16 protein-coding genes and 1 other RNA gene are annotated in these 20742 nt (G+C 51.1%); 10 read left to right on the top strand and 7 right to left on the bottom strand.

The features are described from left to right. Positions 1-3: 3 nt before the first annotated feature. The 5 genes from eutQ to ydiJ form a co-directional block, all read right to left on the bottom strand. Complete coding sequence (eutQ, locus tag LVQ79_RS06450) at positions 4-690, bottom strand: ethanolamine utilization acetate kinase EutQ (RefSeq protein ID WP_232864314.1); 687 nt, start codon at positions 688-690, stop codon at positions 4-6. Next, entirely contained in the window at positions 687-1148 is a 462-nt protein-coding gene (gene eutP / locus LVQ79_RS06445; protein ID WP_232864313.1) for a EutP/PduV family microcompartment system protein, read from the bottom strand. The genes eutQ and eutP overlap by 4 nt, the downstream gene beginning before the upstream one ends. A gap of 5 nt (positions 1149-1153) precedes the next feature. Then, positions 1154-1489, bottom strand: a complete 336-nt coding sequence (gene eutS, locus LVQ79_RS06440) for an ethanolamine utilization microcompartment protein EutS (RefSeq protein ID WP_232864312.1) — start codon at positions 1487-1489, stop codon at positions 1154-1156. A 210-nt stretch (positions 1490-1699) separates the two neighbouring features. Next, positions 1700-2110 carry a 1,4-dihydroxy-2-naphthoyl-CoA hydrolase gene (gene menI, locus LVQ79_RS06435; protein WP_134183097.1) on the bottom strand — a complete coding sequence of 137 codons (411 nt, stop codon included), beginning with the start codon at positions 2108-2110 and terminating at the stop codon, positions 1700-1702. Beyond that, positions 2107-5163, bottom strand: coding sequence for a D-2-hydroxyglutarate dehydrogenase YdiJ (gene ydiJ, locus LVQ79_RS06430; RefSeq protein ID WP_232864311.1), 3057 nt, complete (start codon positions 5161-5163; stop codon positions 2107-2109). Before ydiJ ends, menI begins: the two co-directional genes overlap by 4 nt. A 329-nt stretch (positions 5164-5492) precedes the next feature. Between ydiJ and ydiK the strand changes: the two genes are divergently transcribed. Both ydiK and rprA read left to right on the top strand, forming a co-directional pair. After that, positions 5493-6593, top strand: coding sequence for an AI-2E family transporter YdiK (gene ydiK / locus LVQ79_RS06425; RefSeq protein WP_064518327.1), 1101 nt, complete (start codon positions 5493-5495; stop codon positions 6591-6593). A 212-nt stretch (positions 6594-6805) separates the two neighbouring features. Next, an RNA gene (gene rprA / locus LVQ79_RS06420) (antisense sRNA RprA) lies at positions 6806-6912 on the top strand. 1342 nt (positions 6913-8254) lie between these two features. Here the strand turns inward: rprA and ppsA are convergent. Next, a complete protein-coding gene (ppsA, locus tag LVQ79_RS06415; RefSeq protein ID WP_232864310.1) occupies positions 8255-10627 on the bottom strand; it encodes a phosphoenolpyruvate synthase in 2373 nt (790 codons plus the stop codon). 324 nt (positions 10628-10951) lie between these two features. Between ppsA and ppsR the strand changes: the two genes are divergently transcribed. The 8 genes from ppsR to LVQ79_RS06375 all read left to right on the top strand — a co-directional run bounded on the left by ppsR (position 10952) and on the right by LVQ79_RS06375 (position 19252). Continuing rightward, entirely contained in the window at positions 10952-11785 is an 834-nt protein-coding gene (gene ppsR / locus LVQ79_RS06410; RefSeq protein WP_151996135.1) for a posphoenolpyruvate synthetase regulatory kinase/phosphorylase PpsR, read from the top strand. A gap of 159 nt (positions 11786-11944) precedes the next feature. Beyond that, positions 11945-12991: a 3-deoxy-7-phosphoheptulonate synthase AroH gene (aroH, locus tag LVQ79_RS06405; protein WP_154149970.1), complete on the top strand. Its 1047-nt coding sequence runs from the start codon at positions 11945-11947 to the stop codon at positions 12989-12991. A 203-nt stretch (positions 12992-13194) separates the two neighbouring features. Next, positions 13195-13359, top strand: coding sequence for a hemin uptake protein HemP (gene hemP / locus LVQ79_RS06400; RefSeq protein WP_034455958.1), 165 nt, complete (start codon positions 13195-13197; stop codon positions 13357-13359). A gap of 293 nt (positions 13360-13652) precedes the next feature. Then, positions 13653-15629: a TonB-dependent hemoglobin/transferrin/lactoferrin family receptor gene (locus tag LVQ79_RS06395; RefSeq protein ID WP_232864309.1), complete on the top strand. Its 1977-nt coding sequence runs from the start codon at positions 13653-13655 to the stop codon at positions 15627-15629. 9 nt (positions 15630-15638) lie between these two features. Beyond that, a complete protein-coding gene (locus LVQ79_RS06390) occupies positions 15639-16670 on the top strand; it encodes a hemin-degrading factor (RefSeq protein WP_232864308.1) in 1032 nt (343 codons plus the stop codon). After that, positions 16667-17482, top strand: a complete 816-nt coding sequence (locus LVQ79_RS06385; RefSeq protein WP_232864307.1) for a heme/hemin ABC transporter substrate-binding protein — start codon at positions 16667-16669, stop codon at positions 17480-17482. The genes LVQ79_RS06390 and LVQ79_RS06385 overlap by 4 nt, the downstream gene beginning before the upstream one ends. Before the next feature lie 35 nt (positions 17483-17517). Further along, a complete protein-coding gene (locus tag LVQ79_RS06380; protein WP_151996137.1) occupies positions 17518-18480 on the top strand; it encodes a FecCD family ABC transporter permease in 963 nt (320 codons plus the stop codon). After that, complete coding sequence (locus LVQ79_RS06375) at positions 18473-19252, top strand: heme ABC transporter ATP-binding protein (RefSeq protein WP_232864306.1); 780 nt, start codon at positions 18473-18475, stop codon at positions 19250-19252. Before LVQ79_RS06380 ends, LVQ79_RS06375 begins: the two co-directional genes overlap by 8 nt. Before the next feature lie 4 nt (positions 19253-19256). Here the strand turns inward: LVQ79_RS06375 and selO are convergent, their stop codons facing one another. Continuing rightward, a complete protein-coding gene (gene selO / locus LVQ79_RS06370) occupies positions 19257-20702 on the bottom strand; it encodes a protein adenylyltransferase SelO (RefSeq protein ID WP_232864305.1) in 1446 nt (481 codons plus the stop codon). Positions 20703-20742 lie beyond the last annotated feature (40 nt).

Raw genomic sequence — 20742 nt, 5'->3', positions numbered from 1 at the left:
GCCTTAGCATTCCTGCCAGTTGGCAGGCCAGGCAACATAAAGAAAACGAACGTGGCCTGGGGTGCCAAATTCAATACTGGAGCCTTTCGGGATAAACATCACATCCCCGACTTTGCCGATAAGCGTTTCGCCTTCGTGGCGAATATGTAATTCCCCTTCCAGCACCATATCGATTTCGTCGTAATTCAGCGTCCAGGGGAAAAAGCCGTTTTCCCACTGCATAAAACCAGCGGCCATGCTACTGCCATCTGCGCCTGTCACCAGATCAGTTAGCCCAACGCACGGCTCTTGCGCACCATCGAAACGACCAAACTTTACCGAGCTGCCATCAATGACTTTAATTCCGCCCTTGCCCGTGACCGCGTGGAAGCTGGGCTGCATTCCGCTGCCCGAGCGGGTTTTCTGCTCTTGCTCAACTTTATCGATGAGTTGTGCCATCAGGCTTTCCGTGAACTTACCTTCAGGTAACTGAGAGAGGATTTCTTCACGAATACGCTGACGTTCAGAACGAGGCGGCGTATGGTCTGCTGCCACCGGGCCTGCATCCTCTTCGACTAAGGTTATCTCGAGTTGGTCGGCAACCACGCGGGCTTCGGGCGTGACAATCGATTCTTTTAGCACGAAAGCGATAGTTTTAAGGCCACGAGTCTGGGCTTCACGAACATCGTTTGCAGTAATCAGCTTTTTCATTGAACAGGTTCCTTCAGGCCTGCGACTTCGGCCAGATAATCCTCAAGTTGCCTGACGCTCTCAGCATCCAGGCTGTTCAGTGCAAATATTGGCGACGTAAATCCTGAGTCAATTAGCATCGCCTGCGTTTGGGCAATATTTGCATCGGGCAAATCAATTTTGCTTATTACCGCAACCTGTTGCAGGTGCGGGTAAATATCCAGTAAACCGGCGGGAATACGGCATTGCGAATCATTGGCAGCATGGACATATATCAATAAATCCGCATCAATCAGGGTATTTATTAATGCGCAATATAAACGTGGGTGGCTGATAAATTCCCCCGGCGTATCAATATTCCCTGCATCGCTAAATTCAACCGCCTGAGTTTTTCGCGCCAGTGAATAATTTCCCTGTAATGCGTTAAACAACGTTGTTTTTCCCGCGCCCACGGTGCCGACAAAAACGATGCGTTTCATCAGACCTAGCTCCGCGTCATGGTACAGACGGTATAGTTAAGAATGCTGCTCAGGCCGGTAATCGTTTGTTGTAACGCTTCTTCTACCGACCCGACCGAACCGTAAACCACCAGTGCGCCGCTAAATCTGTCCAGAAAACCTATTTGTACGCTGGCAGCTTTCGTGGCGAGATCACCCGCTATCATTGCTGTTTCACCGGGAGTCAGCGTCATAATGCCAATGGCTTCAGCGCCGGGCACACCTATTTTCTTTGCCAGTTCTTCGCCTGGGTGGGCAATTAAATGCGCCAGTGTTACCTGTTTTCCAGGAACAAATTCCTGAATAATGCGTTCCTTTTCCATTGCGCCTCCTGAAGAATTACCGCCATGCTGACAATAAACCGCAAAAGGGAATAACAAATTTCGGCAACTAATGGGGAAAGGTGAAGTGGATCACTCAATAAATACAGAAAAGCACGGTTATTCATTTCAGGATGTAAATAAAAAGCGGCGGGATAATATCCCACCGCCATTATTGTTTATTTTTGAATAATTCCAGGCTCAGGCTATTTATCACACCACCGCGGTTGTTAAGCGCGATGTGCAACAAAGCCGCCCTTGCTCGTCGCTGATTTCGATTTGCCAGACCTGGTGCCTGCGCCCAACATGCACTGCGGTGCAAACACCGCGTACGATGCCTTCTCGCGCAGAACGCAGATGGTTGGCATTAACTTCGAGGCCGACAATTTTCTGCTCGCCTTCGGTACACAAGTACCCAGCCACAGAACCGAGTGTTTCAGCTAACACCACCGACGCACCGCCGTGCAACAGGCCAAATGGCTGGCGAGTGCGGTTATCAACCGGCATAGTGGCTTCCAGCTCGGTTTCTGTGATGCGGGTAAATACGATACCCACATGCTCCACCATATTGTCAGCGCCCATTTTATTAAGCGCATCCAGGTTTACTTCACGTCGCCAGATCATCCCATAATCTCCAGTAGTGCCTGTAGCGGATGGCGAACACCGTTGCCTTCCACACGTTTGACCTGGCTGCGGCAGGAATAGCCGGTTGCCAGGCAGCGTTGGCGCGGCAGGCGCTGCATTGCCTGGTGCCACGAAAGCTCGTAAATCCCCAGTGAGTTAGCATGGTTTTTAACTTCATGCCCGTAGGTTCCCGCCATGCCGCAACAGCCGACGCTGACGTTTTCAAGTTTTGCGCCCAGGCGCGCAAATATTGCCGCCCACTGGTTTGGCGCAGTGGGTAGTGCTGTGACTTCGGTACAGTGACCAAACAGATACCACGACTCACCACCAACGCTTGTCATTTCACGGTTTTCCAACACAGCAGGCAACCATTCATGCACCAGTTGAACGTGGAAATCACCGCGTTCTTCACCGAGCGTCTGCTTATATTCGTCGCGATAGCAGAGCACCAGAGCCGGGTCGACCCCCACCATTGGCATTCCCAATTTCGCAATGCGGTTGAGGAAGTCCGACGTTTTACGCGCGGTGCGAGCGAATTTTTGCAGGAAGCCTTTGATGTGTTGCGCTTTGCCGTTGGGTGAGAATGGCAGAACTACCGGCTCGTATCCCAGCTTTGTCACCAGGCGCACAAAATCCGCCACCACTTGCGCATCGTAGTAACTGGTGAACGGGTCTTGCACCACCAGCACCGTTTTAGCTTTCTGCTCAGCACTGTAGCTCTCAAGCTGCTCAAGTGTGGTATTTGCTGAAATGTGCCCTACTAACTGCTGCTGCAACGATGGCGTCGAGAGCATTGGGAGATCGATCATGCCGATATGTTTGGCAGATAGACTACGTACCCACGGCTGACTCATAAAGAAGTTGAAGGTCTTTGGCGCACGCGCCATTAACGGTGCGTAGCTTTCGACGGTTGCCACCAAATGGTCACGCATTGGGCGCAGATAGCGGGTGTGATAGAGCTGCAAGAAGCGAGAGCGGAATTCCGGCACGTCGATTTTAATTGGGCATTGCGTTGAACACGCTTTGCAGGCCAGACAACCCGACATCGCCTCTTTCACTTCATGAGAGAAATCATATTCGCCTTTACGAGCATGCCAGGTATTGCGTGTACGTTCGATAAGCGTACGCAGGCTGGCGCGTTTTTCCGGCATCTGTTTTTCGAGTGCATCCGGGTCAACGCCACGATCGGCAAGCAAACGCAGCCATTCACGTGTTAACGTCGCCCGCCCTTTTGGCGAGTGAATACGGTTGCTGGTAATTTTCATCGACGGGCACATCGGGCTTTTCACATCGAAGTTAAAGCACAGACCATTGCCGTTACACTCCATTGCACCGCGCCATGAGGTGCGCACCGCTATCGGGATTTGCCTGTCGAAAGTACCGCGCTTCACCGCATCGACCTGCATCATTGGGTCATCCACACCTAACGGCGGGCAGATTTTCCCAGGGTTCAGGCGGTTATCCGGGTCGAATACCGCTTTGATGCGACGCAGTTCTTCATATAACGTTTCGCCAAAGAATGCCGGGCTGTATTCGGCACGGAAACCTTTACCGTGTTCGCCCCACAATAAACCGCCATATTTCGCGGTGAGCGCAACCACATCGTCAGAAATGCGCTTCATCAGCACTTCCTGATGAGGATCGGTCATATCCAGCGCCGGACGCACGTGTAAAACGCCCGCATCGACGTGGCCGAACATGCCGTAACTCAGGTTATGGCTATCAAGCAACGCGCGGAACTCAGTGATGTAATCAGCCAGATGTTGCGGCGGTACACAGGTATCTTCCGCAAACGGGATAGGTTTCGCCTGCCCTTTCGCATTACCCAGCAGGCCAACGGCTTTTTTGCGCATGTTATAAATGCGCTCGATACCAGCCAATTCGGTACAAACCTGCCAGCCGATAACGCCACCTTCGCCTTGTGAAATCAGCGAATCGAGACGCTCACATAGTGACGCAACCTGGTCTTCGATGAGCGCCAGGTCATCACCCGCAAACTCCACGATATTCAGACCCAGCATCTCTTTGCCTGGAACGTCGGTGATTAATTCACTGACCGAATGCCAGACGATATCCTCACGCGCCAGGTTCAGGACTTTTGAATCGACGGTTTCGACGGAGAGCGCACGGGCTTCTACCATAAACGGCGCGTTGCGTAGCGCGGAGTCGAAGGAGTCGTACTTGATATTCACCAGGCGGCGCACTTTTGGCAGACGCGTGATATCCAGTTTCGCCTCGGTAATAAACGCCAACGTGCCTTCTGAGCCGCAAAGAATGCGTGTCAGGTCGAACTGCGAAAGGTCGTCGTTGAAGACGTGGCGCAGATCGTAGCCGGTCAGGAAGCGGTTAAGTTTCGGAAATTTATCGATAATCAACTGACGATGTTCGCGGCAACGCCCAAGCACCGTGTTATAAATTCTGCCGGTTGGGCTTTCGTCGCGCCCCATTTCTTCAGCAAGCATTGTCGCCATCGGGTGCGTGTCGAGAATATCGCCTCCCAACAACACAGCACGAACGCCCATAACGTGGTCAGACGTTTTGCCGTAAACCAACGAACCTTGCCCTGAAGCATCGGTATTTATCATCCCGCCGAGCGTGGCGCGGTTACTGGTAGAAAGTTCCGGTGCAAAAAAATAGCCGTACGGTTTCAGGTATTGGTTGAGCTGATCTTTAATCACACCCGCTTCGACCCGCACCCAACCCTGCTCGGGGTTAATTTCAATGATGCGATTCATATAGCGCGACATGTCGACAACGATGCCTTTATTCAAGGACTGACCGTTAGTGCCGGTGCCGCCGCCACGTGGTGTAAAGACCAGTGTTTTGAAGCGTTCTTCAGAGGCCAGTCTGGCAAGTAATGCCACGTCTGCCGTAGAACGAGGGAATAACACCGCATCTGGCAACAGTTGATAAATACTGTTGTCAGTGGCCATGGTGAGCCTGTCAGCGTAGCTGGTGGCGGTATCGCCGGTAAAACCTTGTTGTTCCAGTGCCTGCAAAAAATTGAGCACCAATTGAACAAGACCTGGTGCCTGAGAAATTTGTGGGATCATTAGTGGGTCGACCCTGCCTGACGTTATAAGTTGTGAGTTATCGTTTGCGTTTAATAATTCTAATACCCTAAATAATTCGAGTTGCGGGCAGGCGACAAGGCCGTAAGTCCCCAGGAGCATAGATTGCTATGTGACTGGGGCACACGGGTGTAGTCAACACACCTGCGGCTCGAATTATGACGGGCATTCGTTTTTAACACATTTTATTCAGACATTCCCGTCTGTTTTGTACCTGTCCAAAATCGCGGAAATACATCATCATTAACACATCCGCTTCGCGGTTTTAACGTGGCGTTTTGCCCGTTATCAGTAATTAAGGGATTTTATCTATGGTTAAAGTGAGTCAGCCAAAGGATCTGCTACAAATCCTGCTGTCGGTGTTGTTTATCTCGGTGATGATCATCGCCTGTTTGTGGATAGTGCGCCCATTTGTTCTTGGTTTTGCCTGGGCAGGTACAATCGTGCTCGCCACCTGGCCACTGATGCTCAAAGTTCAGAAATTATTGTGGGGAAAACGCTCACTCGCCGTTCTGGTTATGACGCTATTGCTGTTGATGTTGTTTGTTATTCCGGTGGCGTTGTTGGTGAACAGCCTGGTAGATAACAGCGGCCCGGTTATTGATTGGGCTACCAAAGGCAATATGGAGTTACCGAAATTTGAGTGGCTTAATACCATTCCGCTTATTGGCGACAAACTCTACGCAGGCTGGAATACACTGGTCGAGAGTGGTGGCAGTGCCATTATGGCGAAAGTGCGTCCATATATCGGCACCACAACAACCTGGTTCCTGGGCCAGGCGATACACGTAGGTAGTTTCCTGATGCATTGCGGCCTGATGCTGCTGTTTAGTGTGCTGCTGTATGCGAAAGGTGAAACGCTGGGCAATGGGATTCGCCACTTTGCATTCCGCCTCGCGGGAACGCGTGGTGATGCGGCTGTATTACTTGCAGGGCAAGCGATTCGCGCTGTAGCACTTGGTGTAGTTGTCACCGCACTGGTTCAGTCGGTTTTAGGTGGCGTGGGGCTTGCCATCTCCGGTATCCCAAATGCGACACTGCTAACCGTAGTGATGATGTTATGTTGCCTGGTGCAAATCGGCCCATTGCTGGTGCTGGTGCCTTCAATTGCCTGGTTGTACTGGACCGGTGATAACACTTGGGGCACAGTGCTGCTGGTATGGAGTTGCGTAGTCGGCACGATGGATAACTTTATTCGTCCGGTACTGATTCGTATGGGTGCGGACTTGCCGATGATCCTGATTCTTTCCGGCGTTATCGGTGGATTGATTGCCTTTGGCATGATTGGCCTGTTTATCGGGCCGGTTCTGCTGGCAGTCTCTTACCGTTTGATTTCGGTATGGATGCACGAGGCACCAGCGCCGCAGGATGACCCGAATGAAGTCGTGGAAGTCCTTGAAGAACACGAATAAGTACACCACCTAAAACGAATGTTGCTTCTACAACTGTAGGAGCAACATAACTAAACTGATTAACACTACTTATCAATTCCAGGCTTGCCCCCCCTCTCCAGAACTCCTTGCTGCATTAAACATCCCGTAATGTGACCCCAACCGTTTACTTTCTATTAACTATTGAGACGAATCCGAGTGACGCTCCAGGATGAGATGCCTACTATTACTTCACGGCTATGAATCAACACATTGATTTATAAGCATGGAAATCCCCTGAGTGAAACAACGAATTGCTGTGTGTAGTCTTTGCCCATCTCAACGATGGGCTTTTTTTTGGGCTACCCTGCATGCCAGATGTCATAAAAAAAGACCCATCATGAACAAGGTAATGCCGTTCACTTAACGCTTGAAGACTTCAATGCTGCCATATATGCGATGAGCCCTATCAGCTTCAGATGGGTAGTTTCTGCCGCTGGCGCGGCCAGAATTGATAGGGGGATTACAGAGTATTACTGACGCGAGGGGTACCGGGAGAGGATAAATCTGCAATCATCTGGCCGCCAGAGCCAGCGGAAAGTCTTTATCTATAGCGCTAAAAACATACCGGGCATTGCCACATTGATGCAACAACACCTGGTAAGTAGCCAATTATGTCCATCTCGCTTTCTGTACGGCGAGCACTTCTACTGGTATTTCCCTGGAAAGAATCAAACCCTGATGGCAGTGAATAATTGGGTGAGTTAACTACCTGATATTTTTGGTCTGCTGCCCTTTATATAGAAATATTTTGTATGTTATGTGCTGAACTATCTTATTAAAGAGAATTGATGGTTTAAGGCCCTATTTGCAAGTCTAATTTAATATGGTTAAATGATGGTTTAGGGAACTCGGGTTAATAGCCCTTCAATGGAATTGAACCATGAAACTAATATTGACTATAATTATGATTACTACCCTCTCTGGTTGTATTACTGGATATTCAGCAGACAGGGAGAAGCTTTTAGCTATTTCTCCGTGGGGAATAACAGAGATAATGTGATTTGTGTTAGCTCAATCAGGTGCGAAATTTACGGTTTACTTCACGGAAGTGTCGTTGTGGCGTAAATTACTAAATATTATGGTCAACTATAACTGGCCATAATATTTGAGCCTCAGGAGTCGATGTATCTCTTCGTTTGGCTGTAATCAACGGTTATCTTCATGTGCTTAAGCCCAGTCCCGGTTCATTCAAATACTGGTCGCGCAGAGTAGTTACAGTTAAACCCCATGACTTGATCGGGTATGACCACCGGTGTCAGCAGACAGGCTTTATCTGCAGACACCGTCACAATTAAAAACCTTTAATCCTTCAATCCCTCTGCAGCCATAGCTGCCGCCGCATGCAAGAGCTGGTTGTGGCTAGTTGCTCGTTTTCATTAAAATCAGCTTTGATTCATCGCCCTATTTTTAGATTGGCTTAGACATCACTTAACGCGAATCAAGTCCAATAGTAAACCGTTCGGAAGTGAAAGCGGGATTGTGACTGCATTTAGGAAAACCGAAGGAACTCTGCTTACAGTTCTGTTTCCTTGAATCGGAGACCCGAATTATCGGGCCTCCATTCCTTAAGTGAACGACATAACTCAAGAACAAGGAGCCTTTGTAGACTTCTGGCGGATGACTCCACCCTATAAAGAACTCTATTTATTGGTTTCTGCGAGACTTAGCCAGGTTTGCACCACGGTGTCAGGGTTCAGAGAAAGACTATCGATCCCCTCTTCCATCAACCAGGCTGCAAAATCTTCATGGTCGGATGGACCCTGACCACAAATTCCCACATATTTGCCCTGTTTCTTCGCCGCTTTAATTGCCATCGACAGCAGTGCTTTCACCGCATCGTTGCGCTCGTCAAACAGTTCAGAAACTACGCCGGAATCGCGGTCCAGCCCCAGCGCCAGCTGAGTCATATCGTTTGAACCAATGGAGAAACCATCAAAATATTGCAGGAACTCATCTGCCAGCAAGGCGTTAGATGGGATCTCACACATCATGATAATTTTCAGCCCGTTCTCACCGCGTTTCAAACCCTGACGTTCCAGCTCTTCCACCACTGCTTTGGCCTGCGCAACAGTTCGTACGAACGGCACCATCACTTCGACGTTAGTCAGGCCCATGTCGTTACGTACCCGTTTCATTGCAGCACATTCCAGCGCGAAACAGTCGCGGAAGCTGTCAGCCACGTAACGGCCTGCGCCACGGAAACCGAGCATCGGGTTTTCTTCATGCGGCTCGTAACGCTCGCCGCCCACTAGGTTGGCGTATTCGTTAGATTTAAAATCAGAGAGACGCACGATAACGCGCTTCGGCCAGAATGCCGCACCGAGTGTCGCAATCCCTTCCGTCAGGCGAGCGACGTAAAACTCAACCGGATCGTCATAACCTTTCATCATCTCGCGGATTTCTTTTTGCAACGCAGGCTCTTGCTGGTCGAACTCCAGCAACGCACGCGGGTGCACGCCAATCATGCGGTTGATGATAAATTCCAGACGCGCCAGTCCCACGCCTTCGTTCGGCAGGCAGGCAAAATCAAATGCACGATCCGGGTTACCAACGTTCATCATGATTTTCAGCGGCAGATCCGGCATGGTATCTACCGTGGAACTGTTGATGCTGAAATCCAGTAGTTCCTGGTAAACATAACCGGTGTCCCCTTCGGCGCAGGAAACCGTAACGTTCTGGTCATCCGTCATGCGTTCAGTGGCATCGCCACAACCCACAACAGCAGGAATCCCCAGTTCACGAGCGATAATCGCCGCGTGACAAGTACGGCCGCCACGGTTGGTGACAATTGCCGCCGCCTTTTTCATGATCGGTTCCCAGTCCGGGTCGGTCATATCGGTGACTAAAACGTCGCCTGGCTGAATGAGGTTCATCTCGCTAATGTCATGAATCACTTTAACCGGGCCCGCGCCGATGCGATGACCGATGGCGCGTCCTTCAGCAATGATTTTGCCCTGGGAATGCAGTTGGTAACGCTCCATTACCTGCCCTTGGGAACGCACGGTTTCCGGGCGAGCCTGGACAATAAACAACTTGCCAGTGTGCCCATCTTTGGCCCATTCGATATCCATCGGGCGGCCATAGTGTTTCTCAATTTGTACAGCCTGCTTCGCCAGCTCCTGCACTTCTTCAGGCGTGATAGAGAACTTATCACGGTCGGCTTGCGGCACATCTTCGATACGCACCTGCTTGCCATGCTCCTGGCTTGGAGCATAAACCATACGGATTTTCTTCGAGCCCATATTGCGGCGCACAATCGATGGTTTACCGGCAGCTAAAGTTGGCTTGTGAACGTAGAATTCGTCAGGGTTAACGGCACCCTGCACTACCATTTCACCCAGACCATAGGCGGAGGTGATAAACACCACCTGGTCAAAACCAGATTCAGTGTCGATGGAGAAGAGCACGCCAGAGGATGCAAGGTCTGAACGAACCATGCGCTGGACGCCAGCCGAGAGCGCAACACCACGGTGATCATAACCCTGGTGGACGCGATACGAGATAGCACGGTCGTTGAACAGGGAAGCAAATACATGCTTCACGGCAATCAATACCGCGTCATAACCTTGTACGTTGAGGAAAGTTTCTTGTTGTCCGGCAAACGACGCATCTGGCATATCTTCAGCTGTTGCAGAAGAACGCACGGCAAAAGAAGCATCAGCATCGTCTGAGGAAAGCTGTTCGTAAGCATCATGAATGGCTTTTTCAAGCTCAGGCTGGAATGGTGTATCGATTATCCATTGGCGGATTTGCGCACCGGCTTTTGCAAGCTCAGTCACATCGTCAATATCCGTTTTGTCCAGCAATTCATAGATACGCTGGTTAACACCACTCTGATCAAGAAACAGGTTAAATGCCTCGGCCGTGGTGGCAAAACCATTCGGCACGGAAACACCCATACCGGAAAGGTTAGTAATCATTTCACCCAGAGAGGCATTTTTGCCCCCGACCCTGTCTACATCATTCATGCCGAGTTGGTTGTACCAAAGCACCAGCGGTGACGAGTTGGACATCGAAACAATCCTTTTGTGATATATAAATGAGAATTACATTACATCCCTTTTAGATTGGCATAATTAGATGAGGGAATAAAACAGGTGAATCGTTCAAGCAAAATAAAAATTTGAATTTTTCAGATATATTTACATTTTATCTAACTTGTTGATTCTTAATTTAATCCCTATATTAATAAAGGTTTATCAAGAAAGTAAAAATGAACCGTACATTTCATTAAAAATAAAAACTACGTTTCAGTTTTAAAAATGAAATGAGATTGATCCAGGATGGAAGGTTTTAATTTATGCTTCAGCCTATGTGAAACATTTCAGGAATAAAAAATGGATAACTCAGCAGACAGGCAAGTTTTTTATATTTCCGATGGCACCGCGATCACCGCCGAAGTCCTTGGACATGCGGTTATGTCTCAGTTTCCTGTTGCCATTAACAGCATCACGCTGCCGTTTGTTGAAAACGAAAGCCGGGCCAATGCGGTGAAAGAACAAATCAATGCCATTTATCAACAATCTGGCGTGCGTCCATTAGTGTTCTACTCCATCGTTTTACCAGAAATTCGCGATATTATTTTGCAAAGTGAAGGTTTTTGTCAGGATATCGTGCAAGCGCTGGTTGCGCCTTTACAGCAGGAATTAAAGCTGGAACCGACGCCGATTGCTCACCGAACTCACGGTCTTAATCCGGGCAATTTAATCAAATATGATGCGCGTATTGCCGCCATTGACTACACACTCGCGCATGATGACGGCATTTCAATGCGCAATCTCGATCAAGCACAAGTTATCTTGCTTGGCGTATCGCGCTGTGGCAAAACCCCAACCAGTTTGTACCTTGCGATGCAGTTTGGTATTCGAGCGGCAAATTACCCGTTTATTGCCGATGATATGGATAACATTCAGCTGCCAGCAGTGTTGAAACCTTTGCAACATAAGCTCTTTGGTTTGACTATCAACCCAGAACGTCTTGCGGCAATTCGTGAAGAGCGCCGTGAAAACAGCCGTTATGCGTCGATGCGCCAATGCCGTCTGGAAGTGGCTGAGGTTGAAGCCCTATTTCGTAAAAATCAGATTCGCTATCTCAACAGTACCAATTACTCGGTTGAGGAGATGGCGACCAAGATCCTCGATATCATGGGCTTAAATCGTCGCATGTACTAACAAACTAGTGCAAAGGTGCAATTTTGTATGGTAGGGTGTACAGAATCTGGTGGTAACGATTCAGTTCTACGGTTGAATTCAACATAAATTGGTTTATCGTGACTGCCATCACTTCCCGGTACTCCTGCCGAGCTGAAGACAAAATTTCTGAGACACCCAATGAATAAAACAGATGAATTGCGCACAGCGCGCATCGATAGTCTGGTAACACCTGCGGAACTCGCACAGCGTCTGGCTGTATCCCAGGAAGTTGCACAAAACGTAACGGCTTCCCGTCGTCGGATCGAAAAAATTCTTAATGGCGAAGACAATCGCCTACTGGTGATTGTTGGCCCTTGCTCAATCCATGATCTGGATGCGGCAATGGATTACGCCCGTCGATTGCAGACTGCGCGTGAGAAACACCAGCATCGCCTTGAAATCGTAATGCGTACCTATTTCGAAAAACCGCGCACGGTAGTGGGTTGGAAAGGGTTGATTTCAGATCCCGATTTAAACGGTAGTTACCGCGTAAACCACGGTATCGAGCAGGCGCGCCGCCTGTTGCTGCAAGTGAATGAACTCGGCGTGCCAACGGCGACCGAATTCCTCGATATGGTGATCGGGCAGTATATTGCCGATTTGATTAGCTGGGGCGCAATTGGCGCACGTACCACCGAAAGCCAGATCCACCGTGAGATGGCCTCCGCGCTTTCATGCCCGGTCGGATTCAAAAATGGCACCGACGGCAACACGCGTATTGCAGTTGATGCCATTCGTGCCGCCCGCGCCAGCCATATGTTCCTTTCGCCGGACAAACACGGCCAGATGACCATTTACCAAACCAGCGGCAACCCGTACGGCCATATCATCATGCGCGGCGGCAAACAGCCGAACTACCACGCAGCCGACATCGCCGCGGCGTGTGACAGCCTGCATGAGTTTGATTTGCCAGAACAACTGGTGATCGATTTCAGTCATGGCAACTGCCAGAAGCAGCACCGCCGCCAGCTCGAAGTTTGCGAAGATGTCTGTAACCAAATTCGCAATGGTTCGCGGGCAATTGCGGGCATTATGGCTGAAAGTTTCATTCGTGAAGGCACACAGAAAATTGTTGCCGGGCAGCCACTGGTGTACGGACAATCAATTACCGACCCTTGCCTAAACTGGGAAGACACCGAAACGTTGCTCGATATGCTGGCAGACGCAACGGATAGCCGTTTCTAAATTTTCGGTGGATGACGATCATCCGCACTATAACCGCATTTCCCAGGTCGGATTAGCGTAAGCGACATCCGACCTTTTCCCCTCTTCCGCTCAAAATTGATCCATTCACAAATTTCTTACAAATAACACTTGATGATGAAACATAGTTTATTGATAATGATTATCATTGTTACATTGATTGTCATTTGTAAACAGAGTGAAACATGGATAAAGCATTCACCCCTACGAATCCGCAATCTGCGGCTGGCCCACGTCAGATAGACAGCAAGCTTTTGCTCGGCCCTGACGGACGTGTGGTTATTGTTCACGAAGGCCAGCAATATCAGTTAAGACAAACTCAGGCCGGGAAGTTAATCCTGACCAAATAAATTCCCTTCATACTTCAAGTTGTAGGTGCGTTAGCGACTCGCCTTCCTACAACTCGAATTATTTAGGGGGAATAGAACCTAAATACAACCCAAATTATTTCTCCGAAATAGTTCGAGTTGCATCGCGGCGACAAGTGAACGAATCCCGATGAGCTTACATAAGTAAGTGATTCGGGTGAGTGACGCAGCCAACAAAGATGCGGCTTGAAATATGAAGGAGAAACGCAAGCCACCCAGGTTTTTCATCATCCCAGGCAGCCAGCGCTTTTAAATTTTCTTATGGAGATTTGCGCATGCCTGCTTTACACACAGTCGGCTTCCGTCTGTCATTACTGACTGTTGCGGTTTTTTCTGCCCTGCCCGCTTTCGCGAAAGACGATCAAATGACCGTGGTGGCCACTGGCAACCAACGCAGCACATTTGAAGCACCAATGATGGTTACCGTTATTGATGCCAATACCCCTGAAAGCCAAACTTCATCATCTGCCGCTGACATGCTGCGCCGGGTGCCCGGGATCACTCTTTCCGGCACCGGCCGCACCAATGGTCAGGACGTCAGCATGCGCGGTTACGATCGCCGTGGCGTGTTGATGCTGGTTGATGGCGTACGCCAGGGCACGGACACCGGGCATCTCAACAGCACGTTTCTTGATCCGGCTTTAATCAAGCGTATCGAAGTGGTGCGCGGCCCGGCAGCTCTGCTGTACGGCAGTGGCGCACTCGGCGGTGTGATTTCTTATGAAACAGCAGATGCCAGCGATTTGCTGTATGAAGGCCAGAACAGTGGTTTCCGCGTGTTTGGTAGCGGTGCGACGGGCGATCACAGTGTCGGAATGGGTGCCAGCGCCTTTGGCCGCACGGATAACCTTGATGGCCTGGTTGCGTGGTCGAGCCGCGACCGTGGCGACATCCGCCAGAGCGACGGCGAAACCGCGCCAAACGATGAAAACATCGGTAACTTCTTGACTAAAGGCACCTGGTATATCGACCCGGCGCAGTCACTGGCAGGCTCTCTGCGTTATTACAATAACGCCGCACAGGAGCCTAAAAACCCACAGACGACTAACGCTGACTCAAGCAACCCGATGGTTGACCGCTCAACCATTCAGCGCGACGCACAGCTGAAATACCACATTGGGCCGGAGCAAAGCGATTGGCTAAATGCCGATGCTACCGCCTACTGGTCTGAAGCTCGCATCAACGCGCAGGGCCAAACTGATGGTGCTGAGTTCCGCAAGCAAACCACCACTGGTGGAAAAGTCGAAAACCGCAGCCGTGTATTTACCGACAGTTTCGCCGCCCACCTGCTGACTTACGGCGGTGAGTATTATCGCCAGGATCAAAAACCTGGCGGCAACACCACGGGCTTCCCACAGGCCAACATCGACTTCGGCTCCGGCTGGTTGCAGGATGAAATCACCCTGCGCGACCTGCCTGTCTCCCTGTTAGCCGGCACACGCTATGACAATTACAGCGGCAGCAGCGACGGCTATGATGACGTGAATGCCGATAAATGGTCATCGCGTGGCGCACTGTCCATTACGCCAACCGAATGGTTGATGCTGTTTGGATCTTATGCGCAGGCGTTCCGCGCCCCAACCATGGGCGAAATGTATAACGATGCGAAACACTTCTCTATCGGCACGCGTTACACCAACTACTGGGTTCCGAACCCGAATCTGCGCCCGGAAACTAACGAAACGCAGGAATACGGCTTTGGCTTACGCTTCGACGATTTAATGCTGGCTGAAGACGGCCTCGAATTTAAAGCCAGCTACTTCGATACCAAAGCAAAAGACTACATTTCTACCACCGTCGATTTCGCCAAAGCGACCACCATGTCCTATAACGTTCCTGATGCCAAAATCTGGGGTTGGGATATGACGGCGAAATACACCAGTGCGTGGTTCAGTTTAGATCTGGCTTATAACCGCACCCGTGGTAAAGACACCGGCACAGGCGACTGGATTTCAAGCCTGAACCCGGACACTGTCACCAGCATTCTGGATGTGCCTGTCGCACAAAGTGGCTTCTCCGTGGGCTGGGTTGGCACCTTCGCCGAGCGCTCAACTCATATCAGCAGCAGCTACAGCGCGCAGCCGGGTTACGGTGTAAACGATTTCTATGTCAGCTATACAGGCCAGCAGCAGTTGCGCGGGCTCACCACTTCCCTGGTACTGGGTAACGCCTTTGATAAGGAATACTGGTCGCCACAGGGGCTCCCGCAAGATGGCCGTAACGGCAAAATCTTCGTTAGTTATCAATGGTAAGGAAGCAATATGACTCAGCGTTATGACAACTGGTTGCAGCTCAAACAACAGCACCCTAAAAAATATGCTCGCGACATCGCTCGTCTGATGAACATCAGCGAGGCCGAACTGACTCATGCTCGTGTAGGGCATGATGCATGGCGCTTAAAAGGTGAAGTTCGCGACATTCTCGCCTCCCTTGAAAACGTGGGCGAAATCAAGTCCATTTGCCGTAACGAATATGCGGTGCATGAACAAGTTGGACGTTTTGAGAACCAACAACTTCATGGCCATGCAGGGTTGGTTCTTAACCCCCGCGCGCTGGATTTGCGTCTATTTCTGAACCAATGGGCTTTCGCTTTCCACATCCGTGAAGAAACCGCACGCGGTGAGCGCCAGAGCATTCAGTTTTTTGACCATCAGGGCGACGCGCTGCTGAAGGTGTATACCACCGACAACACCGATTTCGCTGCCTGGGGCGATATGCTGGCGAAGTTTATTTATGCCGATAACCCGGAGCTTGAGCTGCAAGCAGCAGAAGAAAGCGTGATGACACCTGCGGTAGATGGCCAACAGGTTGACTCCGAATGGCGCAGCCTGCGTGACGTGCATCAGTTCTTTGGTCTGCTCAAACGCCACCAGCTAACACGCCAGCAGGCATTTCGCCTTGTCGCTGAAGACCTGGCCTGCCAGGTTGATAACAGTGCACTGGCACAGCTGTTAGCTCAGGCGAAACAGGATCAAAATGAAATTATGATCTTCGTCGGCAACCAGGGCACCGTGCAGATTTTCACTGGCAAGGTGGAAAAAGTTGTGCCAATGGATAACTGGATCAATATCTTCAACCCTCAGTTCACCCTGCACTTGATGGGCGACACCATCGCGGAAAGCTGGGTGACGCGTAAACCAAGCGGCGATGGCTTCGTGACAAGCCTGGAACTGTTTGCGGCTGACGGCACGCAAATCGCGCAGCTTTATGGGCAACGTACAGAAGGCGAGCCTGAGCAGCAGCAGTGGCGCTCACAGCTGGAAGCATTGGTAAGCAAAGGGCTGGCCGCATGAAACGCTGGTTAATTGCCCTGCTTGCAATGCCAGTGATTGCCGCTGCCAATGAACGAGTGGTGGCAATTGGCGGTGATGTTACGGAAATTGCCTATGCACTAGGTTCGGGTGACCAGTTGGTCGCCCGGGACAGCACCAGTCTGCATCCGGAGGCTGCAACAAAGCTGCCTGATGTTGGTTACTTGCGCCAGCTTAATGCCGAAGGGATTCTGGCTATGCGCCCGACGTTGGTACTCGCGAGTGTGCAGGCCAAACCTTCGCTCGCACTTGAGCAAGTCGCCAGTAGCAACGTCAAAGTGGTCACTATTCCAGCGAGTAATTCGCTGGATGCTATCGACGAGAAGATTGACGCAGTCGCGCAAGCGATGGGGAAAACGGCTCAGGGCGATGCTTTGCGCAAGCAAGTGCAGAGCAAACTGGCTTCGATTCCTGAGAAACCATTGCCGGTGAAAGTGCTGTTCATCATGAGTCACGGTGGCATGACCGCGATGGCGGCCGGGCAAGAGACGGCGGCTGATGCTGCGATTCACGCCGCGGGTTTGCAAAATGCGATGCAAGGTTTCAAGCGTTATCAACCAATGTCGCAGGAGGGCGTGATTGCCAGCCAGCCGCAATTGGTACTGGTCACAGCTGACGGCGTGAAAACGCTGGGTGGTGAAGATAACGTCTGGAAACTACCTGGTCTTGCGCAAACTCCCGCAGGAAAAAGCCGCCAGCTGCTAGTTGTTGATGATATGGCGTTGCTCGGTTTCGGCCTGCAAACACCAGATGCTATCCTTGCGTTACGTAAGAAAGCGGAGCAATTGCCTTGATACGCCGTCCCCTGCCGCAACGCGCTCTGTTCGCCATGATTCTGGCGTTACTGGCGCTGTCTTTGGTTGCCGCCAATTTAGGTGCCATGCGTCTTTCCATCGCCGTGCTGTGGCAAACTCAGGATGAAGCGTTGCGTCATATCTGGCTCAACATTCGTCTGCCGCGAGTATTGCTAGCAACGCTTGTGGGCGGCGCACTGGCACTTTCAGGCTGCGTGATGCAGGGGCTATTTCGCAACCCGCTGGCTGATCCAGGTTTACTTGGGATCAGTAGCGGTGCTGCACTTGCGGTTGGGTTTTCAGTAGTCCTGCCGATCGCACTACCGGCAGTCCTGGCATTATATGTTCCAATGCTTGCCGCATTTGTTGGCAGTCTCGCGGTCACGCTGGTGATCTTCTTCTTAAGCCGCCAGGGTAACAACAGTCTTTCGCGCTTGCTGCTGGTAGGGATTGCCATCAATGCGCTTTGCGGCGCGGCGGTCGGCGTGCTTTCCTGGATAAGTAACGATGCCCAATTGCGCCAGTTATCGCTTTGGGGCATGGGCAGTCTTGGGCAAGCACAGTGGTCAACCTTACTTGCTACCGCTTCGTTTATTCTCCCGGCTTCGCTGGCTATCGCGTTTCTGTCCAGGCGCCTTAACCTGTTACAGCTTGGAGATGAAGAAGCCCATTATCTTGGCGTGGATGTCAAAAAAACCCAACGGCAACTGCTCATTTTAAGCGCGTTGTTAGTCGCAGCAGCCGTTGCCATAAGCGGTGTGATTGGCTTTGTTGGTTTAGTTGTTCCGCACTTAGTACGGATGTGGCTAGGTGCCGATCATCGCTGGCTGATTCCCGGCTCGGTGCTGGCTGGCGCAATGCTCCTGTTGGTTGCCGACACCCTCGCCCGCACGCTGGTTGCGCCCGCTGAAATGCCCGTTGGCCTGCTGACCAGTCTGCTTGGCGGCCCATGGTTTTTAGCAATGATTTTCCGCCCGGGGAGGGAAACTGATGGCTGATTTATTACAGGCGAAAAACGTTACGTTTCGGCCAGGCGAGCGAAAATTACTCGATGACATTAATCTGACGCTGGCTGCCGGTGAAGTCGTGGCGCTAATCGGCCCTAACGGTGCCGGAAAATCTACGCTGCTGAGAGTACTGACTGGTTTCCAGCCACCAGACGGTGGTGAAATTACCCTTGCTGGGCGTCCACTCACTTCATGGTCTGGAGATGCTCTGTCGCGTAAACGTGCGGTAATGCGCCAGCGCAGTGGTATGGCCTTTAGCTGGGCCGTTGAGGATGTGATTGCTATGGGGCGCGCGCCGTGGCCGGAAAAAGAGACTAAATCTGTCGTCCAGGAAGTGATGGCGCTAACGGGGTGCGATACGCTTGCCGGGCGCGATTTCTGCCAGCTTTCTGGTGGTGAACAACAGCGCGTACAACTGGCTCGCGCACTGGCGCAGCTATGGCTGGATGGGCAACCCCACGGCTGGCTGTTTTTAGATGAACCGACCTCGGCGCTCGATCTTTATCATCAGCAACATATCTTGCGTTTACTGCGCCGTTTATCGCTGATGGGAACATTGTCCGTTTGCGTGGTGCTGCATGATTTGAATTTGGCCGCGTTGTGGGCTGACCGGATTGTATTGCTGCATGAAGGGAAGTTGGTGGCAAATGGCTCGCCGCAACAGGTGTTGAATGAATCGACCTTGCAACATTGGTATCAGGCGGATTTACGGGTGTTCAATCATCCAGAACACCCGGTGCCTCAGGTTTGGTTACAGCAATAATAGGCTAACTAGAGCAACTAACCTCCAGGCGTTTGCCCCAGTCCGGCGGACGCTGTGTCAAATCTTCCGAATGTTCCGCAAATGGCTGGCGCAGTGCTTCATGTAGTTCAGCCAGAACACTCACATCACCTTTATCGGCGGCATCGATAGCACGCTGAGCCAACCAGTTACGCAGAACAATTGAAGGATTTGCAGCTTTCATTGCCTGCTGGCGCTGCTCGTCACTCACCTGCTCCATTTGCAGTCGAGTACGGTAGCGGGTAAACCAGCTATCAAAAGCGGCTCTGTCGATAAATTCATCCCGTAGCGGCGAGCTTGCTGAATTTTGCTCAGTCAGGCTTAGCATTCTGAAAGTGCGCGTGTAATCGCTCCCTTCTTTTGCCATCAAACCAAACAGTTCCGTGAGAATTTCATTATCTGCCGTTTGTTCGCTCAACAGGCCCAGTTTGCCGCGCATTAATTCCCCGAATGCTTTCATCAGCGCGAACTGATAGTGGTCGAGCAATTCGTTGAGCCATTCCACCGAGATAAACGGTGACAGCGTCTGCGCCAGGCGTTGCAGGTTCCATAGACCCACGGCTGGTTGATTATCAAAAGCATAACGCCCCTGATGATCGGAATGGTTGCAGATAAAATCAGGCTGATAGTCATCAAGGAAACCGTACGGGCCGTAATCCATCGTCAGGCCGAGAATCGACATATTGTCAGTGTTCATCACGCCATGGGCGAAACCGACAGTTTGCCAGTTAGCAATCATCTGTGCGGTACGCTCGATAACATCTCGGAACCAAAGCTGATATTTATCTTTTTCATCAACCAGATGCGGCCAGTGATGGGCAATCACATAATCTGCCAATTGCTGTACTTTTTCGGGTTCACGACGATAGTAGAAATGCTCGAAGTGGCCAAACCGGGCGTGGCTTTGCGCCACACGAATCAGCATAGCGCCTTGCTCAGTGGTTTCGCGGCGTACTGGGGTGTCGCTGGTGACGATACTGAGCGCACGCGTGGTTGGGATCCCTAAGCCATGCATCGCTTCACTGGCGAGAAATTCACGTACCGTTGAGCGCAACACAGCGCGGCCATCCCCCATCCGCGAATAAGGTGTTAAGCCTGCACCTTTCAAGTGCCAGTCAAATTTTCGCCCGTCATCCAACTGTTGTTCACCGAGCAAAATACCGCGCCCGTCGCCAAGTTGCCCCGCCCAGACACCAAACTGATGACCGCTATAAACCTGAGCTAAAGGCTGCATACCCGGAAGCAGCATTTCGCCACTCCAGATACCCGCATGAGATTCGTCAAACAATGAGGCATCAAGCCCGAGGTCATCAGCCAATGGACGGTTATAATAAAAAAGCCGGGAATGATGCAGCGGCGTTGGCTTCAGAGCCGTGTAAAAACCGGGCAATTCGTCGTGCCAGCTATTGTTAAATACAGGTTTATTGGTCATGTTACCTCCTGCCGATAGTGTAGTGCTTGTACGAGGTTTT

Origin of the sequence: Buttiauxella cochleicola (genome assembly GCF_021282405.1) — a bacterium.
Lineage (GTDB): Bacteria > Pseudomonadota > Gammaproteobacteria > Enterobacterales > Enterobacteriaceae > Buttiauxella > Buttiauxella massiliensis.
The sequence above is the reverse complement of the archived record's forward strand: the minus strand, read 5'-3'. Positions and strand labels throughout refer to the sequence as shown.